Source organism: Rheinheimera sp. NSM (genome assembly GCF_052380015.1).
Lineage (GTDB): Bacteria > Pseudomonadota > Gammaproteobacteria > Enterobacterales > Alteromonadaceae > Alishewanella.
Genome location: NZ_JBQTCI010000001.1, coordinates 356,168 through 373,604, shown reverse-complemented (window position 1 = coordinate 373,604; position 17,437 = coordinate 356,168). Strand labels below are relative to the sequence as shown.

22 protein-coding genes are annotated in these 17,437 nt (G+C 51.4%); 18 read left to right on the top strand and 4 right to left on the bottom strand.

Translation table 11 applies throughout. The features are described 5' to 3' along the window. The first annotated feature begins 58 nt into the window (after positions 1-58). The 11 genes from ACTZWV_RS01675 to ACTZWV_RS01625 all read left to right on the top strand — a co-directional run bounded on the left by ACTZWV_RS01675 (position 59) and on the right by ACTZWV_RS01625 (position 10,267). Complete coding sequence (locus tag ACTZWV_RS01675; protein ID WP_444784872.1) at positions 59-1,285, top strand: threonine/serine ThrE exporter family protein; 1,227 nt, start codon at positions 59-61, stop codon at positions 1,283-1,285. A 77-nt stretch (positions 1,286-1,362) separates the two neighbouring features. Beyond that, positions 1,363-1,797 (top strand): YybH family protein, encoded by a 435-nt coding sequence (locus ACTZWV_RS01670; protein WP_444784871.1) that lies wholly within the window; start codon positions 1,363-1,365, stop codon positions 1,795-1,797. A gap of 11 nt (positions 1,798-1,808) precedes the next feature. Next, the gene (locus tag ACTZWV_RS01665) at positions 1,809-2,153 is read left to right on the top strand and encodes a YciI family protein (RefSeq protein ID WP_444784870.1); all 345 of its coding nucleotides are present in this window, start codon (positions 1,809-1,811) and stop codon (positions 2,151-2,153) included. Positions 2,154-2,159: 6 nt separating this feature from the next. Then, positions 2,160-3,407, top strand: a complete 1,248-nt coding sequence (locus ACTZWV_RS01660) for an RNA polymerase sigma factor (protein WP_444784869.1) — start codon at positions 2,160-2,162, stop codon at positions 3,405-3,407. A gap of 119 nt (positions 3,408-3,526) precedes the next feature. Next, a complete protein-coding gene (locus ACTZWV_RS01655) occupies positions 3,527-5,566 on the top strand; it encodes a glycoside hydrolase family 97 protein (RefSeq protein WP_444784868.1) in 2,040 nt (679 codons plus the stop codon). A 3-nt stretch (positions 5,567-5,569) separates the two neighbouring features. Continuing rightward, positions 5,570-7,456 (top strand): glycoside hydrolase family 13 protein, encoded by a 1,887-nt coding sequence (locus ACTZWV_RS01650; RefSeq protein WP_444784867.1) that lies wholly within the window; start codon positions 5,570-5,572, stop codon positions 7,454-7,456. Positions 7,457-8,157: 701 nt separating this feature from the next. Continuing rightward, entirely contained in the window at positions 8,158-8,550 is a 393-nt protein-coding gene (locus tag ACTZWV_RS01645) for a hypothetical protein (protein ID WP_444784866.1), read from the top strand. Between the two features lie 83 nt (positions 8,551-8,633). Further along, positions 8,634-9,011, top strand: a complete 378-nt coding sequence (locus ACTZWV_RS01640; RefSeq protein ID WP_444784865.1) for a DUF4304 domain-containing protein — start codon at positions 8,634-8,636, stop codon at positions 9,009-9,011. 88 nt (positions 9,012-9,099) lie between these two features. Then, positions 9,100-9,522: a GNAT family N-acetyltransferase gene (locus ACTZWV_RS01635; protein WP_306139408.1), complete on the top strand. Its 423-nt coding sequence runs from the start codon at positions 9,100-9,102 to the stop codon at positions 9,520-9,522. A gap of 111 nt (positions 9,523-9,633) precedes the next feature. After that, positions 9,634-9,852: a hypothetical protein gene (locus tag ACTZWV_RS01630; RefSeq protein WP_444784864.1), complete on the top strand. Its 219-nt coding sequence runs from the start codon at positions 9,634-9,636 to the stop codon at positions 9,850-9,852. 88 nt (positions 9,853-9,940) lie between these two features. Further along, positions 9,941-10,267: a hypothetical protein gene (locus ACTZWV_RS01625; protein WP_444784863.1), complete on the top strand. Its 327-nt coding sequence runs from the start codon at positions 9,941-9,943 to the stop codon at positions 10,265-10,267. A gap of 194 nt (positions 10,268-10,461) precedes the next feature. Here ACTZWV_RS01625 and ACTZWV_RS01620 read toward each other — a convergent pair whose 3' ends face one another. Beyond that, positions 10,462-10,605 carry a DUF3096 domain-containing protein gene (locus ACTZWV_RS01620; RefSeq protein ID WP_173499862.1) on the bottom strand — a complete coding sequence of 48 codons (144 nt, stop codon included), beginning with the start codon at positions 10,603-10,605 and terminating at the stop codon, positions 10,462-10,464. A gap of 192 nt (positions 10,606-10,797) precedes the next feature. On the opposite strand from ACTZWV_RS01620, the gene ACTZWV_RS01615 reads away from it, so the two are divergent. From ACTZWV_RS01615 to ACTZWV_RS01605, 3 genes are read left to right on the top strand one after another with little or no spacing between them, the layout of a single operon-like run. Next, on the top strand, positions 10,798-11,067 hold the full coding sequence (locus tag ACTZWV_RS01615) for a type II toxin-antitoxin system Phd/YefM family antitoxin (protein WP_444784862.1): 270 nt from the start codon (positions 10,798-10,800) through the stop codon (positions 11,065-11,067). Next, positions 11,068-11,355: a type II toxin-antitoxin system RelE/ParE family toxin gene (locus ACTZWV_RS01610; protein WP_444784861.1), complete on the top strand. Its 288-nt coding sequence runs from the start codon at positions 11,068-11,070 to the stop codon at positions 11,353-11,355. Positions 11,356-11,368: 13 nt separating this feature from the next. Continuing rightward, entirely contained in the window at positions 11,369-11,719 is a 351-nt protein-coding gene (locus ACTZWV_RS01605; protein ID WP_444784860.1) for a DUF2200 domain-containing protein, read from the top strand. Positions 11,720-11,743: 24 nt separating this feature from the next. Here ACTZWV_RS01605 and ACTZWV_RS01600 read toward each other — a convergent pair whose 3' ends face one another. Continuing rightward, a complete protein-coding gene (locus ACTZWV_RS01600) occupies positions 11,744-12,694 on the bottom strand; it encodes a zinc-binding dehydrogenase (protein WP_444784859.1) in 951 nt (316 codons plus the stop codon). A gap of 114 nt (positions 12,695-12,808) precedes the next feature. Between ACTZWV_RS01600 and ACTZWV_RS01595 the strand changes: the two genes are divergently transcribed. From ACTZWV_RS01595 to ACTZWV_RS01580, 4 genes are all read left to right on the top strand, one after another. Then, positions 12,809-13,174 carry a winged helix-turn-helix transcriptional regulator gene (locus ACTZWV_RS01595; protein WP_444784858.1) on the top strand — a complete coding sequence of 122 codons (366 nt, stop codon included), beginning with the start codon at positions 12,809-12,811 and terminating at the stop codon, positions 13,172-13,174. Beyond that, the gene (locus tag ACTZWV_RS01590; RefSeq protein ID WP_444784857.1) at positions 13,161-14,198 is read left to right on the top strand and encodes a fatty acid desaturase; all 1,038 of its coding nucleotides are present in this window, start codon (positions 13,161-13,163) and stop codon (positions 14,196-14,198) included. Before ACTZWV_RS01595 ends, ACTZWV_RS01590 begins: the two co-directional genes overlap by 14 nt. Positions 14,199-14,252: 54 nt before the next feature. Beyond that, positions 14,253-15,494 carry an FAD-dependent oxidoreductase gene (locus ACTZWV_RS01585; RefSeq protein WP_444784856.1) on the top strand — a complete coding sequence of 414 codons (1,242 nt, stop codon included), beginning with the start codon at positions 14,253-14,255 and terminating at the stop codon, positions 15,492-15,494. A gap of 177 nt (positions 15,495-15,671) precedes the next feature. Then, a complete protein-coding gene (locus ACTZWV_RS01580) occupies positions 15,672-16,436 on the top strand; it encodes an SDR family oxidoreductase (RefSeq protein ID WP_444784855.1) in 765 nt (254 codons plus the stop codon). Between the two features lie 55 nt (positions 16,437-16,491). On the opposite strand, the gene ACTZWV_RS01575 is transcribed toward ACTZWV_RS01580, so the two are convergent. Together ACTZWV_RS01575 and ACTZWV_RS01570 are read right to left on the bottom strand one after the other, a co-directional pair. Beyond that, on the bottom strand, positions 16,492-16,809 hold the full coding sequence (locus ACTZWV_RS01575) for an ArsR/SmtB family transcription factor (protein ID WP_444784854.1): 318 nt from the start codon (positions 16,807-16,809) through the stop codon (positions 16,492-16,494). Further along, on the bottom strand, positions 16,806-17,252 hold the full coding sequence (locus ACTZWV_RS01570; protein ID WP_444784853.1) for an SRPBCC domain-containing protein: 447 nt from the start codon (positions 17,250-17,252) through the stop codon (positions 16,806-16,808). The genes ACTZWV_RS01575 and ACTZWV_RS01570 overlap by 4 nt, the downstream gene beginning before the upstream one ends. Positions 17,253-17,437 lie beyond the last annotated feature (185 nt).

The window sequence follows — 17,437 nt, the reverse complement described above, 5'->3', positions numbered from 1 at the left end:
GGTAACCGCTGGCTTTTGCATTACAATGAAGCGGTTAGTAACCGGATGGATGTAGCCTGTGTACACTGCTGATTTTAATCATAAACGTAAGTTTGTCGTCAAACTGGGCAAGATGCTGCATAAGTACGGCACCCCGGCGTACCGGCTGGAAGCGCATTTAACCGAGCTGACTACCCACCTGGGACTAAAAGGCTCCTTTATTATCTCGCCCACCTCGATGACCTTTGTGCTGTGGACCGATGGCCACGAGCAGGAATATACCCATGCTTCCAGGGTAAACCCGGGCGATCTGGATCTGGGCGCGTTATCGCGCACCGACGAACTGGTCGATCAGGTGCTGCAGGGCAAAGTCAGCATTAATGAAGCCGATGCCCTGCTGGATGCTATAGATATGCGGCCCAGTTCATACAGTAAACTGGCCACCGCAGTAGCGATGATGGCCTCCGGCGGTGCCTTTGCCATGTTAATGGCCACCAGCTGGAATGATGTGCTGTGGTCGTCTTTACTGTCATTACTGGTTTATCTGTTTATGTTATGGGCACAACGTTCGCCGCGCATTGCCAATATGCTGGAGCCGTTAGTGGCGCTGGCGGCCGGTATCGGTGCCTGTGCTATCAGCAGCTATATCGATCCCGGCATTAATATCCGCCTGGCGGTTTTGTCGGCCATTATCTCCTTTATTCCTGGTCTGGCCCTAACCATCGGCTTTGCCGAACTGGCGGCACGCCATCTGGTATCGGGCAATGCCCGTATTATGGATGCGCTGATGCTGCTGTTTAAGTTGTACTTTGGCGCGCTGCTGGGTATTGCTATCGGCTTTGCCTTATTTGGCGTGGTCGACTTTGTCAAACCAGCGCCGATATCGCACCACTTTGCCTGGTTGGCCGTGGGTATTTTAGTCAGCTCGCTGATAGTGCTGTTTAAAAGCCGTGGCAAATATACACTGTGGTCACTGGCCGCCGGTTTTATTGCTTATGGCGTCAGCATCAGCGGCGCCAGCCTGTTCGATTACACCATAGGCGCCTTTCTCGGTGCCTTTGCCGTGGGCATTTACAGCAACCTGTTTACCCGGCTGGCGAATGCGCCGGCGGTTATTGTCGCCATGCATGGCCTTATTGTGCTGGTACCGGGCAGTAAAACCTATATCGGCTTAAACTCGCTGATCTCCGGCCAGGATTTTGTCGTGTCTGACCGTGTTGGCCAGCAAACCTTTCTTATTTTAATGGCCTTAGTAGCCGGGCTTATTTTTGCCAATGTAGCGCTGCCGCCGAAAAAAAGTTTGTAATATTATGCAGCCGCTGTCGATTTCATCCTTGCCGTAACGACCAGTTATACCGTTGAGGGTAAAACAGGAGCTACAACATGAATCACAGCCAACAAGTACAACAAATTACCGATCTGCTTGCGGGTTGGGCTAACGCATTGCGCCGCAAAGACGTTAGCAAAATTATGACGCTGTACCATGACGACATTATTGCCTTTGATGCAATAGCGCAGTTGCAATTTAAAGGCAAAGCCGACTACCGCGAGCATTGGCAACGCTGCATGGAATTTTGCAGTGGCGAATCTATGTTTGAAGTGCATCAGCTAAAAGTGCAGGCTAACGAACAACTGGCGTTTAGCCACAGCCTGACCCACTGCGGCGGCACCAATGACAAAGGCGAAATGCAAAGCTGCTGGATGCGCGCCACCCAGTGCTGGCAACATGGCAGCGATGGCTGGAAAATAGTACACGAGCACTACTCGATGCCATTTGATATGGAAAGCGGTGCTATTCTGTCAAACTTAGCGCCTTAAGGAGCACAACGATGAAATATCTGTGTCTGGTGTACAGCGACGAAAACAGCCTGCATAGCCTGCCCGACAGCCCGCATGACAGCGAGTGCAATGCCTATGCTGAAAAGATACAGGGCAGTGGCCGCATGCTGGCCGCCGAAGCTTTGCAGAGCGTCAGCACCGCCACCACCATTCGGGTGCGGAGTGGTAAAGTCAGCATTACCGATGGCCCCTTCGCAGAAACCAAAGAGCAACTGGCCGGCTTTTATCTGGTAGAAGCGCACGACTTAAACGAAGCGATCCAAATTGCCGCCGGTATACCGGCAGCGCGGGTCGGCTCGGTAGAAGTGCGGCCGGTGCGCCAGTTGGAGCTGTAACCGCGTATGCCGGTTAACCCCGCTCAAAGTGGCCAGATCCGGGCCAGGCTGAGCAAGCTATACCGGCAGGAGTCGCGCAAGGTACTGGCGACGCTGATCCGCCTGCTGGGCGATTTTGACTTAGCCGAGGAAGCGCTGCACGAGGCCTTTCATGCCGCACTGCAGCAATGGCCAAGGGATGGCATACCCGCCAACCCCAGCGCCTGGCTGGTGTCGGCCGGGCGTTTTAAAGCCATAGATCAGCTGCGAAAAACTGCGCGTTTAACCCAATTGCCGGATGAAATACTGGCACAGCTGAGCGCAGAAGAAACGCCGGACGCTGAACCGATAAGTGATGACCAGCTGCGGTTAATCTTTACCTGCTGTCACCCCGGGTTAGCCGCCGATGCACAGCTGGCACTAACGCTACGCGAAGTATGCGGCCTTACCACCGAGCAAATTGCCCGTGCCTTTTTAACCAGCCCTACTACCGTCGCGCAGCGCATCGTGCGTGCTAAAGGCAAAATCCGCGATGCGCGCATTCCGTATGAAGTACCGCTGCCGGCTGAGCTGCCACAGCGGCTGGATAACGTGCTGCAAGTGATCTATCTGCTGTTTAATGAAGGTTATTCGGCATCGATAGGCGAGCAGTTGCTGGATATCAGCTTAAGTGACGAAGCGATACGGCTTGGCCGCTTAATGCTGCAACTGCTGCCCGATGCCGAAACTGCCGGCTTGCTGGCGTTAATGCTGCTGCAACATGCCCGCCGCGCCGCCCGCATCTCAGCGCAGGGCGAGCTGGTATTGCTGCCGCAGCAAGACCGCAGCTTATGGCAACAGCATGACATACGCGAAGGCAGTGAGTTAGTGCAATGGGCGCTGCGTACCCGGCGTATCGGCCCTTATACCTTACAAGCTGCCATCGCTGCCATCCACAGTGAAGCGGCAACGGCAGCAGACACCGACTGGCATGAAATCAGCGGCTTGTACAATTTGCTGCAGCAGGCCGACCCGTCGCCGGTTGTGGCGCTCAACCGCGCCGTGGCCATAGCGATGCGCGACGGCCCGGCCGCCGGCCTGACGCTGATTAGCGAGTTGGAACAACAAGGTGAGCTTAGCCAGTATCATCTGCTGTATGCAGCCAAAGCCGACTTACTGCGCCAGCTTGGCCTGAAAACAGAGGCCCTACAGGCCTACCAGCAGGCGCTAAGCCTGTGCAAACAAGCACCGGAGCAGCGCTTTTTGCAGCAGCAAATTGCTGGCTTGCAAGGCTGACAGCCGCCGGCACTGGTCCGGGCTGTAGCTGAATACGTATGCATTTCGGGTATCTGCCTTGCTGCATCGTGGTGCAATGCTCTAGGGTTAGAGCACCAGAAAAGTCAGCGGAACCGTTTATGTTTATCTTCAACCTGCGTCGTTACCAGCTGTTATTGCCTGCTTGCTTAGTTTTATGCGCATTACCGCTGTCTGCCGCCAGCCTGAACGTCAGCTCCCCCGATGGCAATATAGTGCTGACGCTGGACGACACGGCGCTGACCTATCAGGTGCAATTTAACGGCCAGCCGGTGATAGCGCCCTCCGCGCTGGGCTTTCGTTTTCTGCAGCTGCCGGCCATTGGCAGCGGCTATAAAATCAGCAACCATAGCCGTAACAGCGTAAACCAGAGCTGGCAGCAGCCGTGGGGCGAGCGCGCAACCGTCGTTGATCAGCACAACGAACTGGCCGTAACGCTACAGCACCCGCAGCGCAAAGCACCCTTTACGCTGCGCTTTAAACTGTTTAACGACGGCCTCGGCTTTCGCTACGAAGTGCCGCAACAAGGCGTGGCTACGCTGGATATTATTGACGAGCTGACCGAGTTTCGCATCAGCGACAGCAAACAGACTACTGCCTGGTGGATACCGGGCCGCAGCTGGAACCGCTATGAAATGCTGTACCGCACTACAGCGCTAAACGAGGTCGACCGCGCCCATACACCCTTTACCGTTAAGCTGCCAGGCGGCGTACACCTGAGTATTCATGAAGCTGCGCTGGTCGATTTTGCAGCTATGGTGCTGGATCAGCAGCGTGACGGCGTGTTAAAAAGCGAGTTAACGCCCTGGTCAGACGGCATTCGGGTTAAAACCAACGGCAGCTTTACCACGCCATGGCGCACGGTACAAATTGCCGGCAGCGCGGTGGGTTTGCTCAATTCTGATTTAATCTTAAATTTAAACGAGCCGAATAAACTCGGTGATGTATCCTGGGTAAAGCCGGGCAAATACGCCGGTATCTGGTGGGGCATGCACCTGGAAACGCAAAGTTGGGGCAGCGGGCCTAAGCACGGTGCGACCACGGCAAATGCAAAACAATATATCGACTTTGCTGCCGCCAATGGCTTTGATGGCGTGTTGGTAGAAGGCTGGAATACCGGCTGGGACGGTGAGTGGTTTTTAAATGGCGCGGTGTTTAACTTTACCACGCCCTACCCCGACTTTGATTTGGCTGCAGTTACCGCTTATGGTGCAGCAAAAGGCGTTAAATTAGTTGGCCACCATGAAACCTCCGGCCATATCAGCAACTACGAAGCGCAAATGGCCGACGCCTATGACCTTTACGCCAAGCATGGTGTCAGCCAGATTAAAACCGGCTATGTCGCCGATGGCGGCCAGGCCACGCGCATTGATGAAAACGGCATAGAGCGCAAAGAGTGGCACGACGGCCAGCTGATGGTAAACCACTATCTGCATTCGGTGAAAGAAGCGGCCAAGCGGCAAATCAGCATTAATACCCATGAGCCAATTAAAGATACCGGCCTGCGCCGTACTTATCCGAACTGGATTAGCCGCGAAGGCGCCCGTGGCCAGGAATATAACGCCTGGGGCTCGCCGCCCAACCCGCCGGAGCATACTGCTATGCTGCCCTTTACCCGCATGTTATCCGGCCCGATGGACTACACACCCGGCATCTTTAACCTCGCCTATAAGGGTTTAGACGCGGAAAACCGCGTGCAATCAACACTGGCTAAAGAGCTGGCGCTGTATGTGGTGTTGTATAGCCCCATTCAGATGGTGGCCGACTTACCCGAACATTACGACGCCCACCCCAAAGCCTTTCAGTTTATTAAAGACGTCCCCACCGACTGGGCACAAAGCACAGCGCTGCAAGGTGAAGTCGGCGATTTTGTTGTGTTTGCCCGCAAGGATAAACACAGCAACGACTGGTACTTAGGCGCACTGACTGATGAACAGGCACGCACTGTAACGGTAAAACTGGACTTTTTGCCGGCCGGTAAGCGTTTTAGCGCACAAATTTACCGCGATGGCAAAGACGCCGACTGGCGCACCAAGCCATACCAGATGATTATCGAGCAGCAAAGCGTAACCGCTAACGACAGTTTAACCCTGCCGCTGGCCGGCAGTGGCGGCGCCGCCATTCGTTTTAAGGCAGAGTAACCTATGTACGCTAAAACCTTACTGGCGCTTAGCGCCGCCGGCTGCCTGCTAAGCAGCCATGCCATGGCACAAAGTTTTCAGCCAGACCGTTATCAAATAACACGGTTAGAACCCGCCAACTGGTGGGCCGGTATGCAGCATCCACAGCTGCAATTGCTGGTATATGGCAAAGATATTGCCAAATTAACTCCGGCGCTTAATTACGACGGCGTCAGCGTAACCGGCGTGGAACGCACCGCTAACCCAAACTATCTGTTTGTTAACCTCAGCCTGGCCGCTGATGTACAGCCGGGTGATATCGCACTGCAGTTTAGCCTGAACGGCGAAACGCTGCTTAGCCACAGTTACCCGCTGTTACAGCGCCGCGCCAACTCCGCCAAACGCCGGGGTTTTAACCCGGCTGATGTGATTTACCTGCTGACGCCAGACCGTTTTGCTAATGGCAACCCGGCCAATGACAATATGCCCGGTATGCCGGACAAAGCCAACCGCAATGACGACAACGGCCGCCACGGTGGCGATTTAGCCGGTATGCAAAACGCCCTGCCCTACATCGCCGATATAGGTTTTACCACCATTTGGCCAACACCACTGACCGAGAATAACCAAAGCGCCTATTCCTACCACGGCTATGCCGCGACCGATTTGTACAACATCGATGCGCGCTTTGGCACTAACAGCCAATACCGCGATTTTGTTGCTGCCGCCAACAGCAAGGGCATTAAAGTGATTCAGGATATTATTCTGAACCATATTGGCTATCAACACTGGTGGCTAAAAGATCTGCCGGATAGCAACTGGCTGAACAGCCAAAGTTTTTTAACCGGTACGGCCTTTGTTGGCACTAACCATAACCGCAGCACGGTGCAAGACCCGTACGCCAGCATCGTTGATAGCGCGCAGTTTACCGACGGCTGGTTTGTCGACACTATGCCGGATTTAAACCAGCGCCATCCGCTATTGGCGACTTACCTGATCCAAAACAGTATCTGGTGGGTAGAGTACGCCAATTTGGCCGGCATCCGCGAAGATACCTACAGCTACGCCGACAAGCAGTTTTTAAGCGAATGGGCACGGCGCCTGATGCTGGAGTACCCGGATTTTAATATTGTTGGCGAAGAGTGGAGCCCGAATCCGCTTATCGTGTCGTACTGGCAACGTGGTAAGCAAAACAAAGATGGTTATGTATCGCACACACCGGCGATGCTGGATTTTCCGCTCTATGACGCCATGTTAAAAGCATTGACCGACGATGAAAGCTGGAATGGCGGCTGGATTGGCTTGTACGAGATGCTCAGCAACGACCATATCTACGCCGAGCCGTTTAACCTGGTCACCTTTGAAGGCAACCACGACACCGCACGGATTTTTTCCCTGCTTAACGAAGATATGGCTTTATACCGCATGGCAATAAGCTACCTGCTTACCATGCGCGGTATACCGCAAATGTTTTACGGCACTGAAATCGCTATGACCAGCCCCAAAGTGCGCGATGACGGCAAAGTACGCGCCGACTTCCCCGGCGGCTGGGCCGGCGATAAGGTTAATGCCTTTACCGGCAAAGGCCTAAACAGCTCGCAGAAAAGCGCACAGCAGCTGGTAAAAACTCTGCTGAACTGGCGCAAAACAGCCAGCGCCATTCACAGCGGCAAGCTGATGCACTATGCCCCGGACAGAGGCACTTATACCTATTTCCGTTACAACGACAAGCAAACCGTGATGGTGGTAATGAATAAACAACACCAGCCGGTAACGCTGGATTTAGCCCGATTTAATGAAGTACTGCAACAAGGTAAAACCGCAACCGAGGTAATTACCGGCAACAGCATTAAGCTGGATAAACAACTCACCGTACCAGCACGGGGCACTTTGGTGCTGGATATTCGTTAGTTTTAAACACCCACAGCGGTGCCAGCCGCTGTGGTTTCTCAAAGCTCTGTCATTTTTTAGCCGCAATACCGCAAGTAAACACTGTATAACCTACTGTAAAGCAGCAATACTTTTGTTAATAAGTCAATCGCAAGCTTAAACCCCGCTTTCACCCAGACACATATTAAGCACGGTACAAGATGTTGTTGATTTAGCGACAAATGTTGGCTAGTTTAGCAGGGTGTGAAATCAGGATAGAAGGGTGAAACCCGCAGTGGAAAGCAGGGATTTTGCCTTCTAATAATATTGTTATACAACTTAAAGGGTTTAGCGGTGGGTTACGTTCCTTTTTTATTACTTGTTATGGTAATGCCGCTTATATTAGTGCCAGTGGTTTTGTTGCCTGCACTTTTGTTCCTGAGAGCCAGAATGGTTAAATCATTACAAATTTATATTGCAGTTGGGGCGTCTGTTGGCGGTTTGCTAGGGTGTGTTTTTAGCTATTCGTTTTACGCTCTCAGTAATGAGTTTAATAGTTACTATGTGTTTTTAACTTTGGCTTCAATACTAGTTGGCGCTACAGTTTCGTTCGTTGCATGGCGTTCAACCCAGGGGCGTAAAGTTGTATAACAAACGCCATCAAAGACGCGCCCTTTGGGCGCTCGACTCGCAACACGTTGCTCGCGTTTGTGGCGGGCGTTAGGCATTTAAAAGGACGTTACGTGAACTGGGCACGAATTGCTAAATACACAGTGGTTTACTTTATCTGTTCGACTGCTTCGGGAGTGCCATTGGGGTATGTTATTGGGCGCTATGATTCAGCTGGTGAAATGATTCCGAGCTCAATTTACTGGAGCTTTATTTTCCTTTCTATGGTTGTTGAAGCAACGATCATTTATTTTCTAGTGAAGAACCAGAAAAAATTTGCTTTTATACATGCACTTATAGTTGTTTTGCTCAGTTCTTTAATTGCATCATGTATTCTGTTTTTTCTTGCTGGCGAGGTTCTTTTGGGCGGCTGGCAAATTGATTATGTCAGTATGTTTATTGCGCTTTTGTTTGGTGTTGCCTTGGGCAAGCAAGCAGCAAAAAGTTCAGGTGTTGCAAATGCCTAACAATCGCCATCAAAAACGCGCCCGTTGGGCGCTCGACTCGCAACAAGTTGCTCGCGTTTGTGGCGGGCGTTATGTGGTGAGAGATGGACGCTGATTTGTTCATTCAAGATATAGGCCCGCTATTGAAGCAGAGTGGCTTCAAGAAGAGCAATTCCACTTGGCGAAAAGACCAAGGTGAGAGCATTGCCGTCTTCAACGTTCAAAAATCACAATGGGGTGCAGGCACGTTCTACATAAATTTGGGGGTCTATTTCCGCGCTTATGGCGACGAAGCATCCCCCACGGAGAACAAGTGTCATGTTCGGGTTCGTCTTCCGGTAGAAGAGGCATCGGCAGTGGTCGCCGCTGCTGTTGACTGGTTCGGGGCAAGGGTATCGCTACAGGATGCTGCGATCTTAGCAGAAGCAGACTCTAAGAAGGGACTGGTAGCCAAGGAGCTTCGAAATGCGGCAGCCACATAACAAGGCTAGGCACGGCGACGGCTTTTCCGTTGCGGCTACGCCTTCACTACAAAGCCGCGCGTGCTGGCGGCGTTAGGAAACTAGAACGATGGTTACATTTAGACCAGCTAAGGACTTAGCAAAAGCAGCAAACTTTACTTTGACGAATATGCGCCCATATTACGAACAATACTCTGTAGATTGGGATGAAGCTCAGATTGAGCAAATGACACAAGAGCTTGTGAACTTTGATATTTTGTTTGAAGAAAAGCTTGTTGGTGTCATTAGATTATCTTTCGACACTGAAGAGTGCTGGGTACGTGATTTGCAAGTGGATCAGAGTTATCAGAACCGAGGGATTGGCTCAATTGCTCTTGCTGAGGCGGAACGTTTGGCTAAAAATCACTGTTCTCACATTTTGAAACTTAGAGTGTTTAAAAATAGCCCTGCCATTCATTTGTATAAGCGGCAAGGGTTTGTTTTAACAAGTGAAGATGACAAAATTTGCTACATGAGTCGTGCCGTCTCCTAACAAGCAAATTTTATCGCCAGCAAAAAGCGCTGGCTGCGACGTCAACCCGCTGCGCGGCTTTCCGCGCTAAATTTGGGCGTTATGCACTAGGGAAAGAAAGAGGAACTAGCTATGGAATGTGCATGTAATTGTGGCGGAACCACAGCTGGTGGTGATTTTCTTCCTGGTCACGATCAGCGGCTAAGAACTGATCTAGAACGACGTGTTGGTGGCATCATAAATTTGCGTATGCTAGTAGAGGCTGCAGAGCATTTCGTAGAGGGCAGCATAGGAAGTTCTCAATTTAACGGCATGGTAAAAGAGTTGTTGAAAGATCTTGGTCCAATGTAATGGAGCATAACAAACGCAACCAAACCGGCCTATCGGCCTCGACTCGCTACGTCGCGTTTGTTGCGGGCGTTAGCTGCAAAAGGAAATTATGAAGCTCTTCGAAGTCATACAAGCCTTAGATAATTTCGATGATGAGGGAACCATATTCGTACAAAAAATTGATGGTTCTTATCACCCCAAGTCTGAAGCTGTGGTCATAGAAATGACCGACGAAGAACTTAAAATGAAAACTAGCGAAGTCGCAAAAACAAGATGCCCTGGCAAGTCCTATTTCCTAGAGGTTTTCGTAGCTCTAGAGGTTCTTGAGGGGTGGGCTTCAAATCATGGTGGCAAGCAACCAAATATCGAGCAAGCCTGCCATTGTTTAATACATTACGCTGAACGTGATGCATACCCTGAATCATTTTTCAGCTAACAAGGCGCTCAACTGGACAGCAAACAGTCGCTTCGTTTCGCGCATGGATGAAATCGTTGGAAAAAGGGGTCGTAGCTAATTATCGACACACCGGGAAAAAGGGGTCGTAGCTAATTAACGACACACAGGCGAAAATTCGGTATCGGTAAAATATTGCGGCAATGGATTTGCCGCACAACGCCTGACTGTTAGGGTTAGATTTGCAAACCAAAAATCTGGATCACGCCTACGGCGATCAGATAAATAGCCACAACATAGTTTAAGATTTTGGGCCGGATCAGTATCAGAATGCCGGCAACGATGGAGAGTACCGGAATAAGGTCAATATGCAGAGTCATAATCCTGTCCTTTTATGTTTGAGTTTAGTGGTGGGTTGACTAAAGCAGTTTGCTACCTGGACGGGAATATAGCAATCGATAAAAAGTAACCTGTGACAACCGCACCATACTTTCGTGCCTGGCACTGCCATCAGTTGACGGCACCTTTTAACAGGTGCTATTAATAGCTACTGTTAACAGCAGGAGCTGAGCATGCAAACCAAATTCTCTGAAGATGTAGTGCCGTTATCGGATTTAAAAATAAACCCGGGCAAAGTAGTTACTCAAACCAACACTACCCACCGGCCGGTATTATTAACCAGCCGTGGCCGGGGCGTTGCTGTGGTTCAAGCGCTGGAAGATTACGAGAACACCGCTGAAGAGCTGCGCTTTGTTAAAGCCATTGCAACCGGCCTGGCAGATATTCGTGATGGCAATACGGTAACTGCCGAACAGGCTAAACAGCTGCTGGGGATCGGCTGAGTGCGATTAGAGCTTGCTCAGTCCGCGCTGTCTGACCTGTTGGCAATAAAAGCCTGGTATCTGGAGCAAGGCGTGCCGCATATTGGTCAGCGTTTTGTTACCGACATTATGGCAGCTACCCGGCGCCTGACAGCGCAGCCTGATTCCGGCCGGATGGTGCCGGAGTTTAACCAGGCTAATATCCGTGAAATTATTCTGCCGCCGTTTCGTGTGGTGTACCTGCGCGAAGCAGACCGTATCAGCCTGATCCGTGTCTGGCGCAGCGAGCGTCAGTTGCAACTGCCTTAGAGGGACAACTTCAATGACAGAGCATCGCATTTTCAGCATGCCTTTTGCTAAAGTTTATCCGCTGTATGTGCAAAAAGCTGAGCGTAAAAACCGCACTAAGAATGAAGTGGATCAGATTATCTGCTGGCTTACCGGTTACAGCCAAACTGAGCTACAGCAGCAAATTGACCAACAGCATGACTTTGCCAGCTTCTTCGCTCAAGCCCCTGCGATGCACCCGAACTGTGGGCTGATTAAAGGCGTAGTTTGCGGTGTGCGGGTTGAAGATGTTGCCAACCCGCTAATGCAAAAAATACGCTATCTGGACAAACTGATAGATGAGTTGGCCAAAGGTAAAGCGCTGGCGAAAATACTGCGCCAGTAAGCTTTCTTTGGCGCTAACCAGTCGCTAGTCTACCGAGATTGCAATCTTACCTTTTCGGTTTCCGGTTTCGATTAGCTTATGCGCTGCCACTATGTCAGTTAACTTCATCACCCGCTCGACGATTGGCTTAATACCACCGGCATCAACTACTTTTGCTATTTCAGTAAGCCTTTTCGCTGATTGGGTTGTAAACACAAAATGGATCTCTGCATTGGCTAACCAGCCGGCAATCAGATTTTGCGGCACAGCCATATCGACAATAGACACTAACCGCCCTGAGGTTGCCAACAACGAAAGACTGTTTTCTATTGTCTTTTGCCCAACAGTATCTAAGACAATGTCAAAACCAGAGCTGTAGTCCTGCTGCAGTTGTTCGTACAACGACTCATTGCGATAGTCGTAATTAACATCAGCCCCAAGCATTTCGACAAAATCTTTGTTATGCAGACCGGATGTAGTTACCACATGCGCGCCAAAAAACTTCGCAATCTGAATAGCATACACACCAACACCACCCGCGCCGCCATGGATAAGCACTTTGTCGCCTTTTTTCAGGCGGCCCCGCTCAACTAAACACTCCCATGCAGTGCCTGCGGCTAAAGGCAATGTAGCCGCTTGCTCAAAAGAAAGGGTGGCAGGTTTTTTGGCGACTATAGCGGCTTTCTCAACATGGTGTGTTGCATAGCTGCCCTCATTTTCCAGTAATCTGGGCACATAAAACACCTCATCGCCAACCTGCAGATCATGCACATCTTTGCCAACTTGCTCAATGATGCCGGCACAATCAACGCCCAGCCTTGCCGGTAAGGCAACAATACTTTTGTAGTCTCCCCTTCTGGTTTGTATATCAACAGGGTTCACCGATGCCGCTTTTACCCTTACCAGCACTTCATCATCTGCAGGGGTAGGTGTCGGTTGCTCTACCAGCTTCATCACGCTTGCCGTGCCAAATTGTTCGATCACTACAGCTTGCATTTTTTATCTCCGAATTTGAATTTTCTGCAGTCTACATCGAAAGTTCCCTTTGCATAAGTACGCACAATTTTGTAATGTAGTATCAATTTGTATACCACTAAGAATAACGCCGATATGAACTACGATGAACCATTTGGCTGCTCAGTAACGACGACTCTCAAGGTGATCGGTGGCAGATGGAAGCCGATTATCTTGTTTAATCTGTTAGAAAACGACAAATGCAGATTCAACGCCTTAAAACGCATGATTAATGGCATTACGCAGCGAATGTTGACCATGCAGCTAAAAGAACTGGTCGATGACGGCGTTGTTGCGCGGCAAGTGTTTGAAGTTGTTCCTCCTCATGTTGAGTATTCGCTGACAGAATATGGCAAAACGCTGACCCCCTTATTGATGCAGATGAGAGACTGGGGGGCATTCCATGCACAGAGATCAAGCAGTACTGAGCAGGAAAAAGGCGACAACTATGTCAGTAAATAAAACATCAGATGAGCTATCGCCGCAGCAACGCATCCGCTACATCATTCAGGCTATTCGTGCCGAAGAACAATATTGGCGCGAACGCTACCCCATCCTGCGCTACCAGGACTGGCTTGGGCTGGGTATATTACTGTTTGCACTAACGGGGATGCTAACTGCCGCTGGTTTATATTACCTGCAGTTGATCCCGGCCTGGGCCTGCATAATTGTGGCCGCCCTGTGTGCATCGCTGTCGCATGAAGTTGAACATGATCTGATCCATCGTCAGTATTTTCGTAACACGCCAATTATCTACCATGGCATGATGCTGCTAACCTGGTTGATGCGCCCTAACACAGTTAACCCCTGGTACAGGCGCGATATGCATCTGTTACATCACAAAGTCTCCGGCACTACCAATGATGTGGAAGAACGTCTGGTAGGCAATGGCATTGCCTATGGCTTTAGTCGTTTTATTGTGATGTTTGACGGTTTATCGGGTCTGTATATACGTCGCGCTATTTTGCGCCGCGAAGTAGACAACTTTTCAGTGAAAAAGCTGCTGCAAGCAAGCTTTCCGCTGGCTAGCCTGTATTTTCTTTGTTGGTATCTGTTTTTGTTATTCCACGCCTATGATGCCCTCTTCGGTGGGATTAACGGCGGAGCTTATCCAGACAGCTTAGTATGGCTGATGCAAGGCATTGATTTCGCAGTGGTAGTGCTGATCGCCCCCAACGTAATTCGCTCGGCCTGTTTAAATTTTATTACTTCCCATATGCATTATTACGGCAACGTAGATAACTTGCTGCAGCAGACCCAAATTTTGGATCGCTGGTATTTTATGCCGCTGCAGCTATTTTGTTGTAACTTTGGCAGTACCCATACTATCCATCATTTTGTGGTGCATCAGCCATTCTATTTACGCCAATTGGTGGCCGGCAAAGCTCTTAAGGTGCTGCGCCAACAGGGAGTAAGAAGCAATGATCTGTCCACTTTTGTTAGCGGCAATCGCTGGAAGGAAGAGCAAACAGTCAGAGCAAATTGATTGCTTATTTTTGGCCGCCAGGCGCCGGCTTAATCAACCAGGAGAGAACGCAGCATGGCTTATTCAATTGCAGTGATCGGCAGCGGCATGGCCGGGTTAGCAGCAGCCTACAGGGCGCGTTGCGCCGGCCATGATGTCACTGTATTTGAAGCCCTTGAGCAGCATGGTATGGACGCCCACACGCTGACGGTAGCAGGTGGTCTGGTCGATATGCCACTGCGCGTGATGAGTCAGGATAGTTGGCCCGGCGTGCTGCAGCTGGCGCAAGAGGTTGGCGTTAGCACCTTTGATGTGCGCACTTTCAGCTCCTGCAGCTGGACTAATCGTCACACCTGGTTTCGCAGTGGCGAAGTGCCGCTGCTGGGCTGGCCTTTTGTTGGTTCCTGGCGTTACCTGAACAGCCGCACGCTGCGTATCGGTTTGGGTATCCGGCAACTGCGGCAGCTGACCCGCAGGCTGCAACATCAGGGCAACGACGCCACGCTGGGCGAATTGCTGGCACAGCAACACTTTGACCCGTTATTCTGGCGCGGGCTGGTACTGCCAATCCTTACCACCATTTGCACCTGCGACGAAACACACCTGCTAAACTGGCCGGCGCTACAGTTACTGTCGCTGCTGGACAACATTTTGCACGGCGCGACATTTTGTCGTCTGAGCGGCGGCACCCCTGCGTTAGTACAAGGGCTGACTAAAGAGTTGCGTTTCTGCAGCGGCAGCGCTGTAGCACTGGTAGAGCAAAACAACCAGGCAGTAACAGTGCTTAACAAGCGCGGCGAAACCGGCGTATTTGACCGGGTAATAGTCGCCACTCAGGCGAATCAGCTGGGCTTTTTGCATGCCGGGCAATTTGCTGCCGAACGCGACATGCTGGCGAATATCGGCTTTGCTTCAGGCGAACTATGGCTGCATACCGATGCGCGCTTTATGCCGTTATACAAACGCGACTGGAGCGCACTGAATTTCCAGATGGACCAGGCATTGGATAAACCCATGTTTACCGTTTGGGTTAATCAGCTAGAACCTTCCCTTAACAACACGCCGGTTTTTCAAACCTGGAACCCGCTGTTTGAGCCGGCCCCCGATACCGTACTGGCCAGGATACCGCTGCAACGTGCTGTGGTTGCCCCCGGCACCGCCCGGGTGCTAAGCGCCCTTAATCAATGGCACCACCAGCCCGGCCGCAAAGTGTTCTTTTGTGGCGCCTGGGCTTATGCCGGCGTACCGCTGTTAGAGTCAGCCGTGCGCTCAGCCAATACCGTGGTGGACATCATTAATCAACCTGCTGCGCACTGATAACTGCCGGGTTCACCTTCGGCAATACGCAACCCAGCCAGAGTAGCGGGCCGGCGCTGTTATAGCGCAATTGCAGTACCGCAAGATCCGGATCGGCAGGAATTGTTTAGCCTCTTAACATGGCAACTGTTCGGGCATCTGCCCTTTTATAGCGAACAGAACCAGGAGGAATGATTGATGACTGTACTTGCCAACAAAGTGGCTATTGTTACCGGCGCCAGCACCGGGATTGGCTACGCCACCGCAAAGCTTTTTGCCAGAGAAGGTGCTGCCGTAGTGGTGGCGGCAAGGCGACAGAAAGAGCTTGACCATCTTGTGGACTCAATTCAAGCGGAAGGTGGCCAGGCACTGGCGCTGGCGGGTGATGTGGCCGGGGAAGCTTTTGCCAAAGCCTTGGTAGATATGGCGGTAAACCACTTTGGCGGACTGGATATCGCTTTTAACAATGCGGCTATCCTCGGTGCTATGGGGCCGGTGCCGGATATGTCGCAAAAGGACTGGGACCAGGTTATTGCCACCAACTTAACCAGCGCGTTTTTGGGCGCAAAGTACCAACTGCCCGCTATGGCGGCCCGAAACGGCGGTTCGTTAATTTTCACCTCTACTTTCGTCGGTTATACCGCGGGTATGCCGGGTATGGCCGCCTACGCAGCCAGTAAAGCCGGCCTGATAGGGCTAACTCAGGTGTTGGCATCTGAGCATGGGCCGCAGAATATCCGCGTTAATGCCCTTTTGCCAGGTGGTACGGACACGCCGGCGGGTCGTGAGTTTGCCAATACGCCGGAAGCCCTTGCCTTTGTACATAATCTGCACGCCCTCAAACGCATGGCAACACCAGATGAAATTGCGCAGTCCGCATTATACCTGGCATCCGATGCTTCCAGTTTCACTACTGGCTCTGCGATGCTGGTCGATGGCGGAGTATCCATAAACCGTGTCTGAGAGGCAGGGCTTTGCGGTATCAAGCCGTATGCCCTGCTCTGCCGTGCAAAACCGTTTATTGCTCGGTAAATTGCTTTAGTGCTTGTAAGCGTTGATCCCACTGCGCTTCCAGACTGGCGATAAAAGCCCGCCCCTGCGCCAGCGCGGCAGCATCCAGTTGCACTTTCACTTCGCGCCCCACCGGGTGCAGCTGTACTACTTTAGCCGACACCAGCGCCTGAATTTGCTTACGGGCGCCCTGGCGGGAAATGCCAAGATCTTTAGACAGCTCGCCCATACACAGTGCAGCGCCATGTGACAGCCGCTGCACTATTTGCAACCGCACCGGGTCACCCAACGCTTTAAACAACTGTGCTACAGCGACCTGGCTCATTTGGCCTCCGCACTGAAATATTGCTGCAGCCGGCCCAGCATAAAGTCCCAGCCGCCGCTGTTTTCATTAAAGCTGCTTGCGGCAATTTCCGGCGGCAACCCGGCAAAGCCGGTTTCGGTTAAGCTAACCTTGCAGCGGCCCGGCTCAAGTTCGGCAATACGAAACTCAACCAGGGTGTTAGGCACGGTTAACACGTCTCCGGTGAAGTTATTGCCGCCCGGTACCCAACGATAGGCAAAATAGTTGCAGGGGTTGGCCGCTTCGATATAGACACTGCTTTGATGTTCTGTACCAAAACTAAAAACCGCTTGCGCGCCCTGGCGGTAGTCGCCTGTTACTGTATCGGGAAACCACTTTACCACCAGCTCTGGCGTAGCGATGGCGTTGTATATACGCTCTGCTGTGGCGTTGATAGTCAGTTCGCGTTGAATAATGTTTTGCATAAGTTGCTCCGTAGTTGAGTTTATCTTCACTGCGGTTTAATAAAAGCACAGCAGCACAAAATATGCAACCATATGGTTGCATATTTTGTGCTGGCATTATTTACTACCCTTAGCCACGCCAATGCGTTGGTGGCTTACTACAGAGCTAAATCTTAAGGCATGGTTATACTTCAGCTAAACTATTG

Excerpts from the sequence above, each read along its gene's own strand:
- ACTZWV_RS01625 (WP_444784863.1), top strand. The coding sequence starts at position 9,941 with ATGAAGCTCTTCGAAGTCATACAAGCCTTAGATAATTTCGATGATGAG.
- ACTZWV_RS01640 (WP_444784865.1), top strand. The coding sequence starts at position 8,634 with ATGGACGCTGATTTGTTCATTCAAGATATAGGCCCGCTATTGAAGCAG.
- ACTZWV_RS01595 (WP_444784858.1), top strand. The coding sequence starts at position 12,809 with ATGAACTACGATGAACCATTTGGCTGCTCAGTAACGACGACTCTCAAG.
- ACTZWV_RS01620 (WP_173499862.1), bottom strand. The coding sequence starts at position 10,605 with ATGACTCTGCATATTGACCTTATTCCGGTACTCTCCATCGTTGCCGGC.
- ACTZWV_RS01605 (WP_444784860.1), top strand. The coding sequence starts at position 11,369 with ATGACAGAGCATCGCATTTTCAGCATGCCTTTTGCTAAAGTTTATCCG.
- ACTZWV_RS01600 (WP_444784859.1), bottom strand. The coding sequence starts at position 12,694 with ATGCAAGCTGTAGTGATCGAACAATTTGGCACGGCAAGCGTGATGAAG.
- ACTZWV_RS01590 (WP_444784857.1), top strand. The coding sequence starts at position 13,161 with ATGTCAGTAAATAAAACATCAGATGAGCTATCGCCGCAGCAACGCATC.
- ACTZWV_RS01660 (WP_444784869.1), top strand. The coding sequence starts at position 2,160 with ATGCCGGTTAACCCCGCTCAAAGTGGCCAGATCCGGGCCAGGCTGAGC.
- ACTZWV_RS01655 (WP_444784868.1), top strand. The coding sequence starts at position 3,527 with ATGTTTATCTTCAACCTGCGTCGTTACCAGCTGTTATTGCCTGCTTGC.
- ACTZWV_RS01570 (WP_444784853.1), bottom strand. The coding sequence starts at position 17,252 with ATGCAAAACATTATTCAACGCGAACTGACTATCAACGCCACAGCAGAG.
- ACTZWV_RS01635 (WP_306139408.1), top strand. The coding sequence starts at position 9,100 with ATGGTTACATTTAGACCAGCTAAGGACTTAGCAAAAGCAGCAAACTTT.
- ACTZWV_RS01650 (WP_444784867.1), top strand. The coding sequence starts at position 5,570 with ATGTACGCTAAAACCTTACTGGCGCTTAGCGCCGCCGGCTGCCTGCTA.
- ACTZWV_RS01665 (WP_444784870.1), top strand. The coding sequence starts at position 1,809 with ATGAAATATCTGTGTCTGGTGTACAGCGACGAAAACAGCCTGCATAGC.
- ACTZWV_RS01585 (WP_444784856.1), top strand. The coding sequence starts at position 14,253 with ATGGCTTATTCAATTGCAGTGATCGGCAGCGGCATGGCCGGGTTAGCA.
- ACTZWV_RS01630 (WP_444784864.1), top strand. The coding sequence starts at position 9,634 with ATGGAATGTGCATGTAATTGTGGCGGAACCACAGCTGGTGGTGATTTT.
- ACTZWV_RS01670 (WP_444784871.1), top strand. The coding sequence starts at position 1,363 with ATGAATCACAGCCAACAAGTACAACAAATTACCGATCTGCTTGCGGGT.
- ACTZWV_RS01615 (WP_444784862.1), top strand. The coding sequence starts at position 10,798 with ATGCAAACCAAATTCTCTGAAGATGTAGTGCCGTTATCGGATTTAAAA.
- ACTZWV_RS01575 (WP_444784854.1), bottom strand. The coding sequence starts at position 16,809 with ATGAGCCAGGTCGCTGTAGCACAGTTGTTTAAAGCGTTGGGTGACCCG.
- ACTZWV_RS01580 (WP_444784855.1), top strand. The coding sequence starts at position 15,672 with ATGACTGTACTTGCCAACAAAGTGGCTATTGTTACCGGCGCCAGCACC.